This is a genomic window from Collinsella provencensis (assembly GCF_900199705.1).
GTDB classification, from domain to species: Bacteria; Actinomycetota; Coriobacteriia; order Coriobacteriales; family Coriobacteriaceae; genus Collinsella; species Collinsella provencensis.
Genome location: NZ_LT904908.1, coordinates 660,060 through 680,186 on the forward strand (window position 1 = coordinate 660,060; position 20,127 = coordinate 680,186).

At 60.9% G+C, this 20,127-nt stretch carries 18 protein-coding genes; all 18 read right to left on the reverse strand.

Going from position 1 to position 20,127, the window contains the following annotated elements:
• Positions 1 to 88: 88 nt before the first annotated feature.
• The 18 genes from buk to C1711_RS03050 all read right to left on the reverse strand — a co-directional run bounded on the left by buk (position 89) and on the right by C1711_RS03050 (position 20,061).
• Positions 89 to 1,204, reverse strand: a complete 1,116-nt coding sequence (gene buk / locus C1711_RS02965; RefSeq protein WP_102337723.1) for a butyrate kinase — start codon at positions 1,202 to 1,204, stop codon at positions 89 to 91.
• A 3-nt stretch (positions 1,205 to 1,207) separates the two neighbouring features.
• Positions 1,208 to 2,218, reverse strand: a complete 1,011-nt coding sequence (locus C1711_RS02970) for a phosphate acyltransferase (protein WP_102337724.1) — start codon at positions 2,216 to 2,218, stop codon at positions 1,208 to 1,210.
• 5 nt (positions 2,219 to 2,223) lie between these two features.
• Positions 2,224 to 2,463, reverse strand: coding sequence for an acyl carrier protein (locus tag C1711_RS02975; protein ID WP_102337725.1), 240 nt, complete (start codon positions 2,461 to 2,463; stop codon positions 2,224 to 2,226).
• Between the two features lie 159 nt (positions 2,464 to 2,622).
• Positions 2,623 to 3,090: a Zn-ribbon domain-containing OB-fold protein gene (locus C1711_RS02980; RefSeq protein ID WP_102337726.1), complete on the reverse strand. Its 468-nt coding sequence runs from the start codon at positions 3,088 to 3,090 to the stop codon at positions 2,623 to 2,625.
• Between the two features lie 35 nt (positions 3,091 to 3,125).
• Entirely contained in the window at positions 3,126 to 4,412 is a 1,287-nt protein-coding gene (locus C1711_RS02985; protein ID WP_234346359.1) for a thiolase family protein, read from the reverse strand.
• Positions 4,413 to 4,773: 361 nt separating this feature from the next.
• On the reverse strand, positions 4,774 to 5,388 hold the full coding sequence (locus C1711_RS02990; RefSeq protein WP_102337728.1) for a TetR/AcrR family transcriptional regulator: 615 nt from the start codon (positions 5,386 to 5,388) through the stop codon (positions 4,774 to 4,776).
• A 27-nt stretch (positions 5,389 to 5,415) separates the two neighbouring features.
• A complete protein-coding gene (locus C1711_RS02995) occupies positions 5,416 to 5,931 on the reverse strand; it encodes a 4'-phosphopantetheinyl transferase family protein (RefSeq protein WP_159060030.1) in 516 nt (171 codons plus the stop codon).
• Positions 5,932 to 6,671: 740 nt separating this feature from the next.
• Entirely contained in the window at positions 6,672 to 7,355 is a 684-nt protein-coding gene (locus C1711_RS03000; protein WP_102337730.1) for an N-acetylmannosamine-6-phosphate 2-epimerase, read from the reverse strand.
• Between the two features lie 70 nt (positions 7,356 to 7,425).
• Positions 7,426 to 8,388 carry an ROK family protein gene (locus C1711_RS03005; RefSeq protein WP_102337731.1) on the reverse strand — a complete coding sequence of 321 codons (963 nt, stop codon included), beginning with the start codon at positions 8,386 to 8,388 and terminating at the stop codon, positions 7,426 to 7,428.
• 19 nt (positions 8,389 to 8,407) lie between these two features.
• Positions 8,408 to 9,328 carry a dihydrodipicolinate synthase family protein gene (locus C1711_RS03010; protein WP_102337732.1) on the reverse strand — a complete coding sequence of 307 codons (921 nt, stop codon included), beginning with the start codon at positions 9,326 to 9,328 and terminating at the stop codon, positions 8,408 to 8,410.
• Between the two features lie 72 nt (positions 9,329 to 9,400).
• Positions 9,401 to 10,252, reverse strand: a complete 852-nt coding sequence (locus C1711_RS03015) for an acetylxylan esterase (RefSeq protein ID WP_102337733.1) — start codon at positions 10,250 to 10,252, stop codon at positions 9,401 to 9,403.
• 6 nt (positions 10,253 to 10,258) lie between these two features.
• Entirely contained in the window at positions 10,259 to 11,221 is a 963-nt protein-coding gene (locus C1711_RS03020; protein WP_102337734.1) for an acetylxylan esterase, read from the reverse strand.
• 72 nt (positions 11,222 to 11,293) lie between these two features.
• Positions 11,294 to 12,115 carry an ABC transporter ATP-binding protein gene (locus tag C1711_RS03025; RefSeq protein WP_102337735.1) on the reverse strand — a complete coding sequence of 274 codons (822 nt, stop codon included), beginning with the start codon at positions 12,113 to 12,115 and terminating at the stop codon, positions 11,294 to 11,296.
• Positions 12,116 to 14,143, reverse strand: a complete 2,028-nt coding sequence (locus C1711_RS03030) for a dipeptide/oligopeptide/nickel ABC transporter permease/ATP-binding protein (protein ID WP_102337736.1) — start codon at positions 14,141 to 14,143, stop codon at positions 12,116 to 12,118. It abuts the gene before it with no gap.
• Positions 14,144 to 14,145: 2 nt separating this feature from the next.
• Complete coding sequence (locus C1711_RS03035) at positions 14,146 to 15,102, reverse strand: ABC transporter permease (RefSeq protein ID WP_102337737.1); 957 nt, start codon at positions 15,100 to 15,102, stop codon at positions 14,146 to 14,148.
• Positions 15,103 to 15,227: 125 nt separating this feature from the next.
• Entirely contained in the window at positions 15,228 to 16,877 is a 1,650-nt protein-coding gene (locus C1711_RS03040; RefSeq protein WP_324761439.1) for an ABC transporter substrate-binding protein, read from the reverse strand.
• 170 nt (positions 16,878 to 17,047) lie between these two features.
• A complete protein-coding gene (gene uvrC / locus C1711_RS03045) occupies positions 17,048 to 19,081 on the reverse strand; it encodes an excinuclease ABC subunit UvrC (protein ID WP_102337738.1) in 2,034 nt (677 codons plus the stop codon).
• 14 nt (positions 19,082 to 19,095) lie between these two features.
• Complete coding sequence (locus C1711_RS03050; protein WP_234346198.1) at positions 19,096 to 20,061, reverse strand: lipid II:glycine glycyltransferase FemX; 966 nt, start codon at positions 20,059 to 20,061, stop codon at positions 19,096 to 19,098.
• Between the last annotated feature and the right edge of the window lie 66 nt (positions 20,062 to 20,127).

Consider the following 20,127-nt stretch of genomic DNA (forward strand, 5'->3'; position numbering starts at 1 on the left):
CCACCTTTGATGATGGGACATTGATACAAGGCGCACCGATCGCGAACACACGCACGACACGAGCGCGCAGGATTAGCCGGGACGCAAACTAGCAGCTAAAACCATTCCAGGCGGGTTCGCCCGTATACGTACGAGCCTCTTCCTCGCCATCAAGCACACGGCGGGCACCTGCGGCCATGGCCTCAAGCTCAAACTCCCCCGGATAGGCAGCTACCGGGGCGATCCAAGAACAGCGCTGTTCAATCGTCTTGACGAGACCCTTGTCGTGGACAATACCGCCACCCAGCAAAATGCCGTCGACCTCACCCGAGAGCACGCACGCCATAGCGCCGATCCATTTGCAGATCTGATACGACATGGCATCCCAGGCACGTTGGGCGGAAGCGTCACCCGAGGCTGCAGCTGCGGTAACGGCACGGGCGTCGGACGTGTCGCACAGACTCACGAAGCCGCCGTGCTTGAGTGCAAGCGCTCGGACATCCTGAACGGAATGCCCTGCCTCGAGATAATCGAGCACCTCGGTCACAGGAAGCGAACCGCACCGCGTCGGGGTCATGGGGCCTTCTCCACCCACGATGTCATTGCCGTCAATCATGTGTCCATGGCTGTGTGCGGAGATGGAGATGCCCCCACCGATGTGGCACACGACAAAGTTGCACTCGTCATAGCGCTTCCCCATCGAGGCTGCGTGACGAATGGCGGTCTCCTTGAGATTGAGCGCATGCAGGTGCACATGGCGATACACGCCGTCGATACCCGTCATGCGAGCTTCGTCACACAGCTCATCGGTGTCGGGCGGGTTCACCACAAAGGACGGCTTGCCGCCGGCCTCAGATGCAAACTCGTGCGCGAGCTGACTTCCCAACTGGGCGGGATGCTGCACCCCGTTTGCACCGCGGCGAGCGTGGTCGAGCAATACGTCGCCAATCTCGTATGTACCTCCCTGGAGCGGAAGCAGACCGCCGCCGCGCCCCACGAACGCGTCAACACTCGAAAGGTCAACACCGTTCTCGGCAAGAGCCGCAAGGATAGTTGCGCGACGATACGGCAACTGCTCGGAAATACCCGCGAACTGTGCGAGTTCCTCGGCATCGTGATCGACCGTCTTTTCAAACACGGAACGCTCGCCCTCGAACAGGCCGATCTTGGTGGAAGTGGAGCCGGGGTTGATAACGAGAACCCTCCAAGGTTGCTTTTCAGCCATGTCTTACGCCTCCCCCTTCAACACTGCGGCACGCACGCAGCTCATAATCACGTTGCCGACAATTTCGGACACTCCGGCGGAACGAGAGCAATCGCACACGATTTTCTTGAAGCCCTGGAGCATAGGACCGTAGGCATCGGCATGGGCAAACTGCTGAACGAGTTTCACGCCGACATTTCCCACGTTGAGATCGGGCCAGATTACGATATTGGCGCGGCCGGCCACCTCGGAATCACGGGGCACCTTGCGTGCAGCCGTGCGGGGATTGATGGCGGAATCAAACTGGAACTCGCCATCGATCTTGAGATCCGGACGGCGCTCGTTTGCGATGTCGCGCGCGGCAATCACCTTGTCCACAAGCTCGCCGGTCGCGCTGCCGCAGGTGGAATAGGACAGCAGGGCGCAGCGGGGATCCCATTGGGTGAGCGCCGCAACGGTTTCGCAGGCGGAAATGGCGATGGACGCAAGCTGGGAGGCGTCGGGGTTGGCGCACACGGCAGAATCGCCAAATCCGAGCAGGTTGCCCTCGCTTCCCTCGTATCCGGGGATGTCGAAGATGCCCACGGAGCTTACGGTGTCGATGCCGTCCGCAAGACCGATAATGGTCTGACCGGCAAGAATCACGTCTCCAGTAGAACAGGAGATACCGGCAAAAGTGATGTCGACGTCTCCCAAGGCTTGCAGGATGAACGCGTGCTCCATGGGACGCACAAGACGACGGGCGACGCCCTTTGCCTTAAAAGGGCAATCGGGCAAGGCAAGATAGCGCTCGGCAAGAGCGGCGTTCGCTACCTCGTCAGTGATGTCTGCGATTTCGATACCGTCAAGACTGATGCCGCGCTCGGATGCCAGGGAGCGAAGCTCTTCGCCGTTACCCACCAGCACACAGTCGGCAATACCCTGCTCGGTGAGCTCTGCAACGGCGCGCATCATGGTCTCGTCATCGCCCTCGGGGAATGCGACCTTCATGCGCGCGGCGCAGGCGCGCTCACGCAGTTGGTCCATCAAACTCATGAGCGTTACCCCTCGATTTCCTCGGCAACGCGCTCGACGAGCTCACCAATGGTCTGCATTTTCATGACCTCGTGGATGGTCACTTCGGCATCAAGCTCGTTTTCAATGGTGGACGTAAGCGCGATCATCTTCATCGAGCCCTTGCCGAGCTCGTCGAACGTGGTGTCCGCCGTGATCTCGCCCTCATAGCCGTATGCCACCTTGGCAAAACCAGCAACCTGCTCAAAAAGCTCCTGATTGCTCATGGAAGATTCCTTTCATAGAACGGGCGGAACAACAGGCGTTCCGCCCCGTGCAATACAAATAGATGGATGTGGGCACTCGGAGACACAGGGGCGTCCGCACTCCAAGACGTGAAGGCGCCCGCAAACTCGGAGGCACAGGGGCGCCCGCACTCGAAGCTGCTAGGCCTCGACGGCCTCATCAAGCTCGAAGCACAGCTCGGACCACTCAACGGTCTCGGGTTCGCCCGGCTTCACCACGGAAACGCGCTGTATGGGCTTTGCATGCACGCCAATCTTCTCGCCCGCATGCAAACGCTCCTGTAGGTTCTTGACGACCTTCTTTTTGCCGCAGAAGACAACGAAGGTGTACACGGGGCCCTCATCAAGCTCAACGGCACCGTAGCCGTAGGGACCAACCTCTTTCAGATACGGCTTGTCGTTCTGGATTCCGGGGATCACGAAGGAAACGAGGGTGCCATGACCGGAAAGCTCAACCCACTCGGTCTCGTGATAGCCGCAGGTATTGCAGCCCAAATGCGGCGGAAACTCGATTGCGCCGCACTCGGTGCACTTGCGCCCCAGGTACTTGCCCTCAGCCACGCCGTCGTAGAACTTCTGAACGACGGGCTCCATATTCTCGAGAAGCATGAATAACCTCCTTGGTTACGTTGATTCGCAATGCGCTAGTCGATGGCGCGGATGATCTGGGCACGGACGTTCTGACCGCCTCCGAAGCCGCGGAGGAACGCCGTCTTGGCGTTGACGTTCGTCTGGGTTGCGCCTGCCTCGCCGCGAAGCTGCTTGACGGCCTCGTACACATCGGCAACGCCGGAAGCGCCGTGGGCATGGCCGAAGTTGCAGCGGCCACCGTGCGGGTTGATGGGCTTGTCGCCGTCATATGCGGTACGGCCCTCGATGGCGTACTTCCATGCCTCGCCGCGCGGGATGAAGCCGCACTCCTCGGCCGCCACAATCTCGGAAGCGAGGAAGAAGTCATTGCAGAGGAACAGATCGATCTCGTCGGGGCTCACGCCGGTTAAGGCGTAGACTTCGGCGGCGGCATTCTTGGTGCCGTGATACTCGTTCGCGAGCGTCGAGCCCTCAAAAGCAGCGGAGCCCGTGCCGAGGACCTCGATGGGCGTGTGGTCGTAGCCGCGGGCGATTGCCAGCTCGGTGGGCATAACCACCACGGCGGCGGCACCGTCGCACTTGGTCTCGAAGCCGGACACGCGCAGGTACTGCGTAACCTTGGGATTCATCATGGAAGTGAGGAACTCATCTGCATTCGCCATGCCGTTTGCCTGGGCAACCTGGTCAAAGTCGACGTCATAGAACGCCAGCGGGTTCTTCACGGCCGCACGACGCAGGCTCTTGGAAAGCGCGTTCAGGGCGTCGTCGATGTTCTCCGCAGAGAGGTCGTAGGTCCAACGGTAGTCGTTGATCCAGTTGTCAAAGGAGATACCGAACGCGGAGTCGAGCGGACGACCGTAGGCGCGGTCGTACACCATAGGAATCGAAGGAAGCATTTCCTCGAGCGGGAAATCGCGACGGAAGCAGCCAGGAGCGCCAATAACGGGCAACGAGGCCGCAAGGTCGACTGCGCCGGAAAGAACGATATCATAGGTGCCGGAAGCAACTGCCTGGACAGCCTCCTGCAGCGCCACATAACCGGTGCAGCATGCCTCGGAGTGGTGGACGGAGCCGATGCCGCGCACGCCGAACCAGTCGGCAACTTGCATGTTGGGTGTCAAGGAATCGCCGATCATGAAGGGATTGGCGGCGCCATGATAGAAGTACTGGATGTCACGAGGTTCGAGACCGGCATCTGCAATAGCCTCAAGCGCGGCGTATCCAAACGCATCACCCTCGGACGTGCCCTTGGTCTCGGGATGATCCTCATAGTTCTTGAACGGCGTGCAGCCCACGCCAACGATCGACACGCTACGCATGTCCTTGCCAAGCTTAACCACTGACAATCACATCCTTGTTCGAAAGAAAAAGGTGTACACGGATGCATGGGACCGGCTATAGCCGATCTCCTTGCAGAACTCGTGAACTGCTGCAGCGGTTCTCTTGAACGTGTCTTTATAATACGGAGCCTTTACTCACAAACGTGAGACTTCTCAGCAGCAAGCGTTTCCCCTCATGAGACTTCTCAGCAATAAGCGTTTCCCCTCATGAGACGCTTTGAAGTAATTCGATTCATTTCGCAGGTAAACACAATGAAAAGAAATGCCTTCCCTGCGTTTGTTTGCAGAGAAGGCATTTGTCAGCCTGAAGGGCGCATGTCAACTTGATGCCAGCCACCCGTGAATGCTTGGCAAACGAGCGTTACTTCCCCTCAAAGTGAAGTGGAGTGGGCTGATGACGCGCCGACCCACCCTCGAGAAAAAACGGAGCATAGAAAAAGCGGTTGAGCGCTGTCGCAATCACACGTGGCTCGACCTCGGGCTTTTCTTCCAACCAATATTGAATGAGATTGTTGTGGCCTGCCAGTGCAAAGGACAGATACAGGTCCCACGTCTCTTCACTGCAGGGCAGCATCTGCAGGCGCCGACGAAAATGCTCATGCATGAAAACGGTTGCCTTGTGCGTGAAGGTCGGGTCGCCATGAGGACCGTTGAGCGCCACGATCTTGTCGCGATTCTGCTGCATGATCTCCATGCGGCAGACCATCGTGGGGGTCGGATCGAGCTCGGCATCGCTGAATCGCGCCTTGAGCGCCACTTCATTGATTTCGCCCATATTCTCAAGCAGCTGATCCTCGAAGCGCTTGACCACCGCATCTACGCTTTCAAAATACCGATAGAACGTCGATTTGGACACGTGAGCCTGACGAACCACATCGATGACCTTGATATTGGGGACATCGGTGTCTTTCATGAGTTCGAATACCGCGTCGATAATCCTTGCTTCCATTTCCTGAGTATCGGCGGTTGAGGCCATGCGCGGATCCCTCCTCTGCGTGCAGCATCAATCGAGCAACGTATCTGCGGTTACGTTGATCATCTCTATTGTAGGCATATCTGCCGCAGCAAGCGCAAGCACGTGATGATTATCTTCGATATGGGCAACGCGCCATCCCGACGGAATGCCTTCGACGCGCGGATCGCGCGAGAATCCCGTGCCCGTCGCTTTGAGCACTGCCTCCAAATGCGTCCAGGCGAGGCAAAACGCGCGCGTTTGTTCTGCGCGATCTTCTATGTGATCGAGGTGCGAAAGCTCCGAAGGTGCGAGGACACGTTGCGCCGCCGGTCGATTGTACGATTCGACGCGTTCGACATCGAGTCCAATGGGACCGCATGCAATGGGGGCAACGGCAACGGCTGCCACGTCTCCCCCATGCGAGATACTGATGTATGCCGACCCATCCGTAAGCTCGGGTTTTCCAAATTCGCCGAAGGTCAGCTGATCATCACGTTCAACGCCCAAAATTTGCTGCAGAAGCAGCCCCGTTGCCAGCGCCTCGAGACGTTCATTTAGGTTCATTCGAGTGTTTTGAACGCGTACCGCATAGTGCGGAGCAATGCTGTGCGTTCGTTGCTCCCAGCATTCGATGCTTTCTCCAAGCTCATGCCTAAGGGCACTCACACTCGTTGCGTAAACGGTCACGTTCAAATGCGTCGCCCCCCTAACCTCTGTCTCCATTATCTACGATGCCTCGCCGTTGCCTGCGGTGATACGCTGTTGCCTATGAACCCCTCGCGTTGCCCATGTTTTCCTGCGCTTTGAGTACTCCAATAAGCAGTATTTCATAGATAACGGCAGAATGGTGCAGCGAACATGGATAGCGGCGACAGACATATCCCCTCGGGCTCAGCTCTTCGAGAAATCGCCCGAGGGGAGATGTCTGTTCACCGATGTATATCTCGAGACGTCTTCGACACTTCGCGCCCATTTTTCGTCCGCCGCGAGTTCCGCACGAACAGAAGGCCCCAGTGGCGCCTTCGTCGTGAGCAGGACTGCCCGAGCGCCGGATGAAACATGGGCGCGCGGCTCCGGGATTGTCTGTCACCGCGATTCAAATTCTCGCGGTTACCTATGTTCCCTCGCCGTTACCTATGGATTACTGCACTTTGAGGCGTTCAAAACGCAGAAAAGCATAGGCAACGGCATTGATGAGGAGTTGTGGACGAGCAGACAGCGGCGATGCGTCAAACGCCGGTCCGCCGTGGGCTTACGGCGCGATGACGCTACATGTCGATTGCGCATCAAGCACCAGTCGAGCACTACTCCAGCGCGGCCTTGAACCAGCTGGTAAGGCTCGTGGGATGCGTGATGGCCGTACCGACGACGACCGCCCAGGCACCGGCATCGATAGCGGCGCGCGCCTCGACGGGCGTATGCACGTGACCCTCGCAGATGATGGGCAGATCGGGAAACTCGCTCGTTGCCTGACGCAGTAGCGGCAGATCGGGACCCTCGTCGAGCGTGGTCTCGATGGCGGGTTTGTTGTGCGAAAGCGTGGTGGAAACCAAGTCGAAGCCGAGCTCGACCGCATGACGGATATCCTCGATGGTCATGCAGTCGGCCATGAGCAGCACGCCCTCGTCCTGAAGCGGACGCACCGTGTCCTCGAGCGTCTTGCCGTCGGGACGCGGGCGATCGGTGGCGTCGATGGCGACGATATCGGCGCCGGCAGCCACGCACGCACGCGCATGGCGCAGCGTAGGCGTGATGTACACACCCTCGTGGCCGTCCTTCCACAAACCGATGACAGGAATCTCCACGCGACCCCTGATGGCGGCGATGTCGGAAAGGCCCTGGCAGCGAATAGCTGCAGCACCGCCGAGTTCACAAGCGCGCGCCATGGCGGCCATGTGCTCGGGAGTGCGCAGGGGCTCACCGGGATACGCCTGAACGCTCACCACGAGCTTGCCCTTGATGGATTCGATAACGGGATGCACGGACATTGCGCGCTCCTTTCTCAAACAAAAAGGCTGACGGGCCACCTCATCGCGTCCCGCCAGCCCTTGTTACGTGTTAGTCCTCAAGCTCGACGTATGCCGAGTGGAGGAAATTCTCGGCAGCGCCGACAAGCGGTGCATTGCCACCGAGCACGCCACCGACGATCGGAGTCGTGGCAACCGGGGGCATCGCCTGTCCCTTAAACGCCTCGTACATGGTGTCCGACCAATGAGAGCCGCACTGGGCCACCGAACCAGACAGAATCACGCACGTGGGGTCGAGCATGTTGCACATGCTGCCCAAGACCTCGCCCAACGCACGGCCCGCGCGCTCCTCAGCAGCAATTGCAGCCTCGTCGCCCGCAGCGGCACGGCAGTCAATCTCCGCACCATGCATGGGCGTGCCGTCGGAAAGCGTCTCGTCGCCACCCAAGCGGATGTACTCGCGGATGATGCCGGGGCCCGCCGCGATGGGCTCGAGATGACCGGTGGCACCGCACGAACAGGGCACTCCGGCGGCAGCGGGACAGCACACATGGCCAATGTGACCGGCCTCGTCATGGGCGCCGAGCATGATGTATCCACGCTCCACGAACGCACCGCCAATACCCGTGCCCACAGCGACAACCAAGCAGCTCTCCGCACCGCAGCCACCACCATGACGCGCCTCGCCCAGAGCGTGGGCATGAACGTCATTAAGGACACGGCACGGCAAACCCGTGGCACGCGTCACCTCGGTAGCAAGCGCCGTTCCACCCCACCCGGGCATGAGCTCGTTGGCGAAGGTAATGTCGCCCGTACGAGGATCGACCACGCCCGCGCTGGAGATACCGACTCCGGCAAGCTCTACGTCCGCTTCAGCGACAAGCTGTTTCACCTGCTCGATCACCGTGGCGAGGACGTGCTCGCCGCCCTTCATCGCCTCGGTCGGAACCTTGTGGACCGCGCCAATTGACGGGGCATCGCCGCCAAGCGTCACCAGCGCGCTGGCGATCTTAGTTCCGCCGATGTCTAGGGAAACAATCGTCTTGGTGTCCATGAGCACCCCCTGGCTTGTTTTACAGCAGGCCGTTGTTGGCCAGAACCTTGCGGATAGCCTCAACGTTCTCGCCCTCGAGCGCCTTCACAGGACGCGGCATCTGCGGAGAATCGAACACGCCCATGAGGTGCAGGGCGGTCTTGAAGGCGCCCACGCCACCGGCATAGCCCTGAACACCGGAGGTCACATCGAAGATGTGGCTGATCTCGTTCAGACGATCCTGCTCGGCCTTGACGGTTGCCCAATCCCCGGCCTGAGCGGCCTTCCACTGGCGCACGTAGCCATCGGGGTCGACGTTGGCAAGACCCGGCACGGAGCCGTCGGCGCCGCCCAGATATGCGCCATCGACCACGATCTCGTGACCCGTGAGCAACGTGAGCGGATGACCGAGCTTCTCATTCTCCTGAACGAGGTAGCGGAACGAAACATCGTCGCCAGAGGAGTCCTTAACGCCAGCGAGCACGCCCTCGGCGCCGAGCTTGGCAAGGAGCTTCCAGGGAAGCTTGGTATGCACGCACACGGGGATGTCATAGGCGAAGATGGGCAGGTCGAGCTCTTCGTGCAGGATGCGGAAGTGCTCCTCGACCTCGCACATGCCGCCCAGCGCGTAGAAGGGGGCGGTGGCCACGAGCACGTCGGCGCCGAGCTCCTGGGCCCTGCGGCCGTGCTCGATCACGCGCTCGGTCTCGGTATCGATGATACCCACGAACACCGGCACGCGATGGTCGACGATGCGGATGCCCTCCTCGATGACCTGGCGACGACGCCCGTCGGTGGAGAAGACGACCTCGCCGGAGGAGCCCAGGAAGAACAGACCGTCGACACCGGCATCGATCATGCGGTTGATGCTGCGCTCGAACGAGGCAACGTCGAGGCGGCGGTCATCGGTGTCGGGAACGACAACTGGGGGAATGACGCCGGTGAACTTGGTGGTTGACATGAACAGTACTCCTTTGTATCTGCGCGGACCCAATATCCGCGGCCGTCTAACTATAGTGGCGAACCGACGCCGTCACTCAGATGCCAAGAAACTCAGCACCTTATTTTCAAACTCGTTGATGCGCTCGTGTGCATGCTCGGGATATGCGATAAGCTCCGCATTGCCGCCCAAACGGTGCGCGAGCTGGGCACACGCCTCCGTTGGAGCGATTTCGTCGCGCAGCCCCGTGCCGATCAACGTCGCGCAACTGATACGCGGCGCCCAGGCGATCAGGTTGATGGACGAGGAGCCCCTCGTCAAATCAAGCGGCATGGGGTTGCACACCGCGCAGCGTGCGATCTGGGAAGGCATGATCGCCGCCACGGCAAGTGCCAAAGCACCGCCAAGTCCCTCGCCCCAGGTATACACCCGAGTGCGGTCGATGCCGTCAAGGCTAGATGCCGCATGTGCCAGGGCAAGCGCGGGAACAACCAGGGAATTGAAGGCGGCTTCGACGTTTTCGATTGAAGGCACGCCCTCATCGAGCGCCAAAACAGCACAACCCAATGCGGCGAAACGCGTCATATGATGCCACCCGCGCACCGGACGTGCCGCGTCGTGGAACATCAGGACGAGCGGGGTTTTCTCCCATGGACGACAGATGCCACGCGGCTCAATCAAACGCGCGAATACCTTCGAACCGTCCGCAAGCGTAAGCTCAACCTGATAGTACGCCGCGTTCGGATTGCCAAAATCAACCTCGGTACGTTCAACCGAACTGCAAGCTGCAGAAGCGAGCAGACAGTCTGTCTGCTCACGCGTACCCTCGGGGACCGCGGCGTCGGCAACCGGAGCAAGCAGCGGCGTCAAGCGCGCCGACAACGTTCCCGGCATGTCGACGGCGCCGGGAGCGATGAGCTTTTCGAGATTGGAAACACTCAACATCGCCGCCTACCCCCTCTCACAGAGGAACGGAATGATACGGTCATCAAACTCCTGGATCTCCTCATGCCCAAAGCCAGGATAGAGGTGATGTTCCTTTTCGCAGGTGAGATTGTTGTAGACCGCGAACTGCGTCGGCACGGGAACAACCGTATCCTCAAGACCCGTGCCGAACAGCACAGGGCAGTGCACAAGATGCGCGAAGTTCTTGGAGTCGAAATACGCGAGCTTAGCAAAGGCGTCATCCAGATGCTCCCCCGCGGCAGAAAACCAGCGTGAGTAGTACCCGATGCCCTCATAGGCAACCACGTCGAGCCCCAGGTCCCACACCATATGGAAGTCCGAGAGGAACGGATAGAGAATCGCCGCACGGGCGATGAGTTCCGGATTGAGCGCGCAGGTGGCAAGCCCGAGTCCGCCTCCCTGCGAGGCGCCGTTCACATAGACGCACTCACGGTCGATGCCGGAGAGCTCGGACACGATATTGCACAGGATGCGGATGTCCTGATGTAGGCGCACGTAGTACAGGTTCTCAACCGGGCCATCGAGACCGGCGACGATATGCCCGGCCACCGTGGTTCCCACAAAACCGCCGGGGTCCTGCGAAGGCCCGCCTTGGCCGGGGCAATCGAGGGCGATGAGCGCCATGCCCATGCCCACGAACGAACACTGCTCGAACCAGCTGCGCGACGCCCCCGGATACCCGTGGAACTGCAACACGAGCGGAACCGGGTCATCGGTGCGCGGACGGAGATACTTGGCATGAAGCTCGGCGCCCCTCATACCGGTGAACCACAGATCGAACAGGTCGCACGCGCTACCCGACGGCATCGCCGCGCGCTCGACGCGATAGCTCACGGGAACGGCGTCCGCCTCCCGCACCCGGGCATCCCAGAATGCATCGAAATCTTCAGGACATGCGTCGATGCCCCGATAGGAGCGGAAACGCTCCAAAGTTGTATCGTCGAACATCGTCCTCCTCAAGTGCTCCCAGGTAGGAACGCGCGCCCGGAAACCCCCGAGCGCGCGTTCGAACGAAAATCCCTACTCGCCCAGGTTGGGGTGGAGCAACGAGGGCGCCGCGCCGAGCAGCAGCTTGGTGTAATCGTCCTGCGGGTCGTCGAAGACCTGCCTCGCCGGGCCCTCTTCCATCACCTGGCCATGGTTCATGACGATGATGCGGTCGGAGATGTAGCGCACGGTCTGGATGTCATGGCTGATGAAGACCATCGCCAAGCCGAGCTCCCTCTTGAGGTCCGTGAGTAGGTTCAAGATCTGCGCGCGCACGGACACGTCGAGGGCAGACGTGGGTTCGTCGGCGATGATGACGTCGGGCTGCAGCGAGAGCGCACGGGCGATTGCCACGCGCTGGCGCTGGCCACCGGAGAGCTGGCCGGGCAGCGCGTACATCGCGGAGGACGGCAGACCCACGAGTCCGAAGAGCTCGCAGATGCGCGCCTCACGCTCCGCATCCGAGCCCACGCTGTGCACAATCAGCGGGTCGAGCAGCTGGTCGTGGATGGACATGCGCGGATTCAGCGCCGTGGCGGGATTCTGGAACACCACGGAGACCACGCGACCGATCTTCTTGCGGAGGTCCGCTGTGCGCTTGGTGACGTCCTCGCCCTTGAAGTACACGTGACCGTCGGTGGGCGACTGCAGGCCGCACATGACGTTGGCGGTCGTGGACTTGCCGCAGCCGGACTCTCCCACGATACCGATGGTCTCACCGGGCATGAGCTTGATGGTGAGGCCATTCACGGCCTTGACGAGGTTAGGATGCAGGATGGAGCCGGTGCGGGTCCTGAACGTCACGGAGATGTTGTCGAGGAAGATGACCGGCTGCTGAGAGGTATTCTCTGCCATTTACCTCACCTCCAAACGGGAGACGAGACCGTTCTTGGCGAGCTCCTCGTCGGGGATCTCCGCAACGAGGTGATCGGGGACGCCGGGGACGGGCTTGAGGATCGGATGCACGTCGAGGCCGACCGTGGGATGGCTCGAGCGCGGGGCGAAGCGGTCGCCCGCGGGGAAGTCCGCCGGAGACGGCACGGAGCCCGGCACCTGGTGCAGACGGCTACCGTCGTGCGCCTCGATGGAGAGCACGGAGCCCAGCAGGCCCTGCGTGTACTCGTGGATCGGGTTGGTGAGCAGCTCCTTGGTGGGAGCGGACTCGACGACCTGGCCAGCGTACATGACGGTGATCTCGCTGGCCACCTCGGCCACGAGCGCAAGGTCATGGCTCACGAAGATCATGGCGAAGCCGAGTTTCTTCTGCAGGTCGTTCAACAGCTTGATGACCTGTTTTTGCACAGTCACGTCGAGAGCCGTGGTGGGCTCGTCGCAGATGACGAGTGACGGGTCGCGCGTCAGTGCCATGGCGATGATAACGCGCTGGCACTGACCGCCGGAAAGCTCATGCGGATAGCTCTCAAGCGTGCGCTTGGGGTCGAGGCCCACGAGCTCGAGCAGTTCCTCGGCCGAGCGGGTGCCGCCGCGGCTGGTGAGCTGCTTCATCTGAGCGGAGATGAGCATCGAGGGGTTGAGCGCGGAAAGGGAGTCCTGGTAGACCATCGCAATCTCTTTGCCCAGGAGCTTACGGTGCTCTTCGGAGCTGAGGTCAAGCAGGTTGGTGCCCTTGTACAGGAGCTCACCGGTGATGCGCGCCGTGGGCGGCAGAAGATTCATGATGGTCTTGGTGGTGATGGATTTGCCGCAGCCGGACTCGCCCACCAGCGCCATGCACTGGCCAGGGCGTACGTCGAAGGACACGTTGTCCACGACGTTCACGTCACCGTGGCGCGGGAAACCGATGGAGAGGTTCTTGACCTGCAGCAACGGTTCGACCGAGTGGTCGGGCACGCGGCGATCGGTGCGCGCAAGTTCGACCTCGCGCAGGGCCGCCAGACGGGAGGCCAGGGACTCCGCCTGCTCCTTGTAAGCGCGGACGGGATCGGCGACCAGCAGGTCGGCCTCGCGACGGGAGGAGGAACCCTCGGTGTCGACGGGCGCGGAGGGAGCGGCTGCCATGGCGTCGGTGATGCCCTCGGAAAGGATGTTGAGCGCCAGGCAGGTCAGCATGATGGCGATGCCCGGATAGAGCGCCTGCCACCAGCGGCCGGACAGAACGCCGGCGCGTGCGTCGGCCAGGATGTTGCCCCAGGTCGGCGTGGGCTCGGCGATGCCCGCGGACAGGAACGTCAGGGACGCCTCGAAGATGATGGCGTCAGCGACGAGGGTCACGGTGAAGACCATGATGGGGGCCGCGCAGTTGCGCAGGACGTGCTTGACCAGAATCCACGGAGCACGGGCGCCCGAGACGATAACCGCACGCACGTAGTCCTCGCCGTACTCGGACACGATGTTGGCGCGCACGATACGGGCGATCTGCGGCATGTACATGAAGCCGATCGAGAAGATGATGGCCGGAACGGATTTGCCGAGGATGGTCACGAGCACGGCTGCGAGGGCGATGCCGGGGACCGACATGATGACGTCGAGCACGCGCATGATGAACTCGGAGACCGACTTGCGCGTCACCGCGGCAAGGGCGCCGACGATGGAGCCGGTGACCAACGCGAAGAGCGTGGCGCCGAAACCGATGACGAGCGAGATACGACCGCCAAACAGGATACGGGACAGGATGTCGCGGCCCTTATCGTCGGTACCCATGATGTGCATGGCATCGGGCGCCTGGCGGGCGACGTCGATCGCATAGGGGTCATACGGCGCGATGAGCGGCGCGAAAATGGAGACGAGCGCCACGGCGATCAGGATGCCCAGGGCAATCTTGGACGAGAGCTTCATGTTCTTGAGACCGGAGAGTTTGAATCCGCCGGACTTCTTTGCCATGCCCTCGAGCTGCTCTGCTCCCTCTTTTCTTTGAGTCAGCATGGCTACACGCTCCTAATCCTCGGGTTGATGAGCAGGTACAGCATATCAACCACGATATTGACAATGATGAAGGAGAGGGCGACGACGATGACAACGCCCATGACGAGCATGGGTTCGTTACCGGCAACGCCGTCCTGGATTGCCATGCCCATACCAGGCAGGTTGAAGATGACCTCAATGACGACGGCGCCGCCCATGAGGTAACCGATCTTCATGCCGAGCGTGGTAACCGGCGTGATAAGGGCGTTGCGCAACACGTTGCGGGCGATGATGACCTTCTGGGGAAGGCCGGAACCCTTGGCGGTCTGCACGTAGTCCTTATCGAGTTCCTCGACCATGGCGGTACGCACGATACGCGTCATCTGGCCGGTAAGAGGAACTGCCAGGGAAATCGCGGGCATGATCATGCGAGCCATGTACCCGCCGAAGTTCGTCGCCGGGTTGGGCAGCGCGCCAGATGCGGGCAGCACATGCATGAACGAGGAGAATATCAAGATGAGGAGGACTGCCAACCAGAACGACGGCGTCGCGAGTCCCGCGATCGACACTAATCGAATCAGTTGGTCTGGCCAGCGATCGCGGTACAGTGCCGCGATGATTCCCAAGAGGAACGATACGACGGCGCCGATTAGCAGGCCGAAGAACGTGAGCTGCATGGTGACGGGCAGGGCCTTGACGATGCGGTCGGCCACGGAATTGCGGCGAGCGCTGTAAGTACCCAAGTCGCCATGGAGCAAGTCACCCAGGTAACGGACGTAACGGACCGGCCAGGGATCGTCCAAGCCGTAGTCCTCGTGGTACTTCTGAATCTGCTCCTGCGTGGCGGACTCGCCCAAGGCCTTATAGGCAGGGTCGATCGGCGAGAACGACATGAGGAAGAAAATCAGAAACGTCACGGCGATAGCCATGAACGGAAGTGCGATCAAACGCCTTCCCACGAGTCTTAGGAGATTATTCATACACTCCCCCCTCGATATGCCAACAGTACAAAACAAAACGGGGCAGGACGCCGTGAAGCTCACCCTGCCCCGCAATTGCCTACTTACGCGTAGGGATCTTCATCCCATCGAAATGGGAGAACGCATTAAGCAGTAACCGTGCTCACACCGACAACCTGGACGCCGGTCGTGCCGATGCCCTTGAAGTCCGCGCTGACGGCGACGCCATCGGGGCTGGGGTTCTCGCGCCAAACGCCCGTCGGGGTAACGACCTGGAGCACCGGGTACAGAACAACGTTCTCGGCAAGGATGTCGAAGCACTGATTCCAAGCCTCCTGCTGGCCGGCCTCGTCGGCGCCCAGAGCCTCGTTCATGAGACCGTTGAGGGTCTTCCACTCCTCGGAGGTGTTCCAAGCGCAGCGGGTCGACATCCAGTTGTTGTCGCCGAACCACCAGTTGAGCAGCAGGTCGGTGTCGCCGCCGAAGCAGGACGGATCGCCCGGGGCGATGAGGATATCCCAAGAGTCGTCGGCCTGGTCGATGGCGGCATAGGTTGCCGGGGACTGGTCGGAAACGAGCTCGACGGTGAAGCCGAGGGCCTGGAGGTCCTGCTGGGCCTGGGTGCCCATGGAAACAACCTGAGCGTTGTCGGTGGTGCGCAGCACGATGGAGCCGGGCGTCACGCCAGCCTCCTCGAGCAGGCTCTTGGCCTTGTCGGCATCATAGGTGTAGGTGACGGAGGCCTTGTGATAGTTGGTGAAGGACTCCGGCAGGTAGCAAGTGGGGATGGAAGCAAGGCCGGAGAAGGCGTTGGCAACCATCTTCTCGGTGTTGAGCGCATACATGATGGCCTGACGCACCTTGACGTTGTCCCACGGAGCCTTCTTCACGTTGAACATGATGAAGCGGGTACCAAAGCCGTTGACCTGGTCGACGGTGACGCCGGCGGCCTCGAGCTGCTCGATGGACTCGGGCGGCACGGACTCGGTAATCAGCGTGGTGCCCTCCTCCTGAGCGGTGGTGCGGGCGGTGGTGTCGGTGAGGACGTCGATACGCATCGCAGCGTCCTTGGCCGGGAACTCGCCGTTGTAGTTCTCGTTCGGAAGGAGCGTGACGTAGGTGTCGGACATCTCGTCATACATCCACGGGCCGGAGCCGACGGGCTTGGCGGCCGCGTCGTCGGCGGACTGGGAGGCCGGCGTGATGCGGATGATGGCCAGGCGCTCCTTCAGCAGGCCGAAGTTGGCGATATTGCACTTGACGGTGACAGTGGCGTCGTCCTTCTTCTCGATGGCGTCAAACATGGTGAGGAAGGAAACGTACATGCCGCCCTCGGCAGTGGCGCGCTCGAAAGAAGCGACGACATCGTCGGCGGTAACATCGGTGCCGTCAGAGAACTTGGCGCCCTCACGCAGCGTAACCTCATAGGTGTTGTCGTCGATCTTGGCGGGCTCGCCGTCGGCGAGGCCGGAGATGACGGAATAGTCGGTGAAGTCGATGTTGTAGAGGCCCTCAACGACGTTCATGTTGGCGCTCAGGCAGAATGCCGAGGAGCAGTTTGCCGGATCATAGGAGGACGGGGCGTAGGCGGAGCCGATGGTCATCGTGCCGCCGCCCTCGCCACCAGCGGGAGCGGAACCTGCGGGCTCCTTGTCGCCACCACCGCAGCCGGTCAGGCCGAGGCCCGCCACCGCAGCCGTGGCACCCGTGAGGGTGAGGAAGGAACGACGAGACATACCCTTTGACAATGCTTTCATGAGCTCTCCAATCATGCGCTCAATCGGTATGGAGAACACATTGCGCTCCATACACCTTACATGCGATTTAAAGGTAACTCCTGCGTTTATCCATGACGTCAGACGCTCGGTAAACGGTTGCGCCGCCGCCCAGACGGTAAACCGACCGTTCGGGCGTGTTGTTGACAACGCGAGATATTAAGGTTCTACATTTAGATAAAGTGCATGCTTTACATTTGTTGAGAATACGTCGCATCCTCGTTACTCGACTCGCGCGAAAACGCATGGAGCGCTTCATAGATTTCTCGGGCTAATTTCATATTTACCGTATCAACGGCAGAAATATCTTCCACGCTCGCTGCGCGCAAACGTTTCATGGACCCAAAATGGCGCATGATCGCCCGCTTGCGCTTGGGGCCGATGCCCGGAATCTCGTCCAAGATGGAGGCGGTCATGGCCTTTCCACGCAGCTCGCGATGGAAGGTGATGGCAAAGCGATGGCTCTCGTCGCGTACCTGCTTGATGAGGTAGAGCGAGGCCGACCCGCTCGGCAACACGATGGGCGTGTCGTCCCAGGGAACGAACACCTCCTCGTCGGCCTTGGCAAGACCGCACACGGGAATGTCGAGCCCCAGCTCCTCGAGCTGTCGAATCGCGGCGGTGAGCTGCGGGCGACCGCCATCGACCACGAGCAGGTCGGGCCGGCTGCCAAAGCGTTCGTCGGCCATACGCTCGGGCGCATAGCGGCGACCGAGCACCTCGCTCATCGAGGCGAAGTCGTTCGCCTCATCGAGCTCGGCGCGGATCTTGAAGCGACGATACTGGGATTTGTCGGGCTTGCCGTTGGTGAACACCACCATCGATGCCACGGTGAAGGCGCCGTGAAGCGTGGAGATGTCGAAGCACTCAATGCGCAGGGGAGGTGCGTCGAGCGCCAAGGCGCTCTCGAGCTGCAGCAGCGCTTGATTGGTGCGATCGTCAGAATAGCCCGTACGCATCATGTAGCGCATGAGAGCATGCCGGGCGTTACGCTCAGCTGTCTCGAGCAGGCGGTGCTTCTCACCGCGCTGCGGGCGGTGCATACGGCACACGCGGCCGCGCTTGGCAGTGAGCCACTCCCCTATCACCTCGGCATCGGCCAGGTCGACCGCCACGTTAACCTCACTTGGAATGTCAGAGGTCTCGTCGTAGTAGCGCTTAACGAAACCCGCAGTGAGCTCGACCTCATCGATATCAAAGCCCTTGTCCAAAATGAACTCGCAGGTACGCTGCACGCGCCCCTCGCGTACCACGAACACGCAGGCGCCCGCGATGGTCTCCTCGCGGTAAAAGCCGATAAGATCCAAGTCGACGCTCGTGGGAAACACCACCTGCTGCCGATCGTCCAAGCCGTTCACGACCTCCAAACGGCGCTTGATACGCCCCGCGCGCTCGAAATCGAGCTCTGCGGCGGCCTCGGCCATGTCGGCCTTGAGGTCGTTCACCAGCTCGCGACGCTGACCAGACAGGAACCGCTCCACACGACGGATGTTTTTCGCATACTCCTCGCGGCTGATCATGCCGGCACACACGCCGGGGCCGCGTCCTACGTGATAGTCAAAGCACGGACGGCCCTGATTCGCGCAGATGAGCTCGATGACGTCCGCATCGTCGGGCTGTTTGGCGAGCAGGCGCTGCACGCGCTTCCACTCCGCGCAGGTTGCGGAACATACGGGCGTCACTTTGCGCAGCGTGTCGATGGTCTCACGGGCGGCACGGCTGTCGGTGTAGGGGCCGTAGTAGCGCGTACCGGGACGATGTTTCTCGCGCGTGTATTTGATGGCGGGAAACACGTCGCCGCGTGTGATGGCGATGTAGGGATAGGACTTGTCGTCCTTGTAGTCCACGTTGAAATACGGATGATACTGCGCGATGAGCTCGCGCTCGAGCACCAGGGCCTCGTGTTCTGTTCCCACCACCAGGTAATCAAAGCTCGCCACGAGCTGCATCATGAGCGGGATCTTGGCGCGATCGTCGGTGAGCGTCACATATTGGCGCAAGCGGGCACGCAGGTTCTTGGCCTTGCCCACGTAGATGACCTCGCCCGAAGAATCTTTCCACAGATAACAGCCGGGATCGGTGGGTACCTTCGCGACCTGTTCCACCAGCGAGGGGGCGTGATCCGCCCCCTGTTCGCGCACATGCGCCGAAGCGGCGTGAGCATCAAAGGGGGCGATGGGAAGGTTTTGCCCGGGGCGGCCGTGCGTGTCGAGCGAACGAGGCATAAAAGGACTACTCCTTATGACCTGCCACGCAGCCGTGCACGTAGACGTTTTGCAAGTACCAAGGCGCTGTAAAAGCCCGTTTTGACCGGCAAATCGCGATCAGGGGCGATTGTCGTCACGCCGTCCTTGGCAAATTTGGTCTTGAACGTGTTGAGATTGAGCGTCTCGGGAGCGAATTCGCTGCCGATGCCCATTTGGTCATATTCCGTGCACCCCATACGCCCCAGCTCGCAGGCCTCAAAATAAATGAGACGGTCGGTGGCGAGGAAGCGCGCATCGCACGCACGGGAGGCGCCGTAATAGCGCGTGGCACGCGTGCCCGAAATGGTGGCAATGGTCCAGGTGATCACGGTGTCGCCATCGCGTCCGCAGAAGAGACGGCAATGCTCGGGCCCCAGGATTTTGAGCATGTTGCGGTAGTCGTCTGCGGGCGCGGCGGTAAATCCATCGCGTTCGGCAGTCTGCAGCATGACCTCGTAATACTCGTCGAACGACTCGATGGCGCGTTCGGTTTCATCGGAAAACGCAAGCTCGCACTCACGCAAGGCCTTGCGCACGTCGCGACGCCCGCGCGGCTTCATGCGAGAGAGGATGGCTTCATCGCCGCCCTCGAGATTAATGATGACGGTTGTATCGTATGGGAGCGTGGACAGGCAACGGCGCGTGGCAGGCAGTTCGTTCTTAACCGCCAATCGCACGAAGACCTGGCGTTTGTCCCGAGCACGCACATATGAAACCAGCGCATCCAGGGCAGCTCGCTCCTGTTCCTCCGTGGGTTCGACCGCCCACACAGGAGCATGTCGAGCGCGCAGGTAGCGATACCCGTGCGTTTCGTACTGCATGAACGAGATAGCCGCGACAAGCGCATCCCCCTCGTATATTCCGGCGAAACCCCAAGGACTGCGGCCCGGAATCGTCGCCTCGAAATCCTGCCACACGGGCAGCTGCTCAATAGGGGCATTGGGAGCGATTTCGCTCAATACGCGTTCATATTCGTTCCTTGTGAGAGCGCGCACCTGCACTTGCCATCGCCTCGATTCGTCATC

What these genes read in the sequence shown, in the direction of transcription:
- buk (WP_102337723.1), bottom strand. Translation starts at nt 1,204, where the DNA reads ATGGCTGAAAAGCAACCTTGGAGGGTTCTCGTTATCAACCCCGGCTCC.
- C1711_RS02970 (WP_102337724.1), bottom strand. Translation starts at nt 2,218, where the DNA reads ATGAGTTTGATGGACCAACTGCGTGAGCGCGCCTGCGCCGCGCGCATG.
- C1711_RS02975 (WP_102337725.1), bottom strand. Translation starts at nt 2,463, where the DNA reads ATGAGCAATCAGGAGCTTTTTGAGCAGGTTGCTGGTTTTGCCAAGGTG.
- C1711_RS02980 (WP_102337726.1), bottom strand. Translation starts at nt 3,090, where the DNA reads ATGCTTCTCGAGAATATGGAGCCCGTCGTTCAGAAGTTCTACGACGGC.
- C1711_RS02990 (WP_102337728.1), bottom strand. Translation starts at nt 5,388, where the DNA reads ATGGCCTCAACCGCCGATACTCAGGAAATGGAAGCAAGGATTATCGAC.
- C1711_RS02995 (WP_159060030.1), bottom strand. Translation starts at nt 5,931, where the DNA reads ATGAACCTAAATGAACGTCTCGAGGCGCTGGCAACGGGGCTGCTTCTG.
- C1711_RS03000 (WP_102337730.1), bottom strand. Translation starts at nt 7,355, where the DNA reads ATGTCCGTGCATCCCGTTATCGAATCCATCAAGGGCAAGCTCGTGGTG.
- C1711_RS03005 (WP_102337731.1), bottom strand. Translation starts at nt 8,388, where the DNA reads ATGGACACCAAGACGATTGTTTCCCTAGACATCGGCGGAACTAAGATC.
- C1711_RS03010 (WP_102337732.1), bottom strand. Translation starts at nt 9,328, where the DNA reads ATGTCAACCACCAAGTTCACCGGCGTCATTCCCCCAGTTGTCGTTCCC.
- C1711_RS03015 (WP_102337733.1), bottom strand. Translation starts at nt 10,252, where the DNA reads ATGTTGAGTGTTTCCAATCTCGAAAAGCTCATCGCTCCCGGCGCCGTC.
- C1711_RS03020 (WP_102337734.1), bottom strand. Translation starts at nt 11,221, where the DNA reads ATGTTCGACGATACAACTTTGGAGCGTTTCCGCTCCTATCGGGGCATC.
- C1711_RS03025 (WP_102337735.1), bottom strand. Translation starts at nt 12,115, where the DNA reads ATGGCAGAGAATACCTCTCAGCAGCCGGTCATCTTCCTCGACAACATC.
- C1711_RS03030 (WP_102337736.1), bottom strand. Translation starts at nt 14,143, where the DNA reads ATGCTGACTCAAAGAAAAGAGGGAGCAGAGCAGCTCGAGGGCATGGCA.
- C1711_RS03035 (WP_102337737.1), bottom strand. Translation starts at nt 15,102, where the DNA reads ATGAATAATCTCCTAAGACTCGTGGGAAGGCGTTTGATCGCACTTCCG.
- uvrC (WP_102337738.1), bottom strand. Translation starts at nt 19,081, where the DNA reads ATGCCTCGTTCGCTCGACACGCACGGCCGCCCCGGGCAAAACCTTCCC.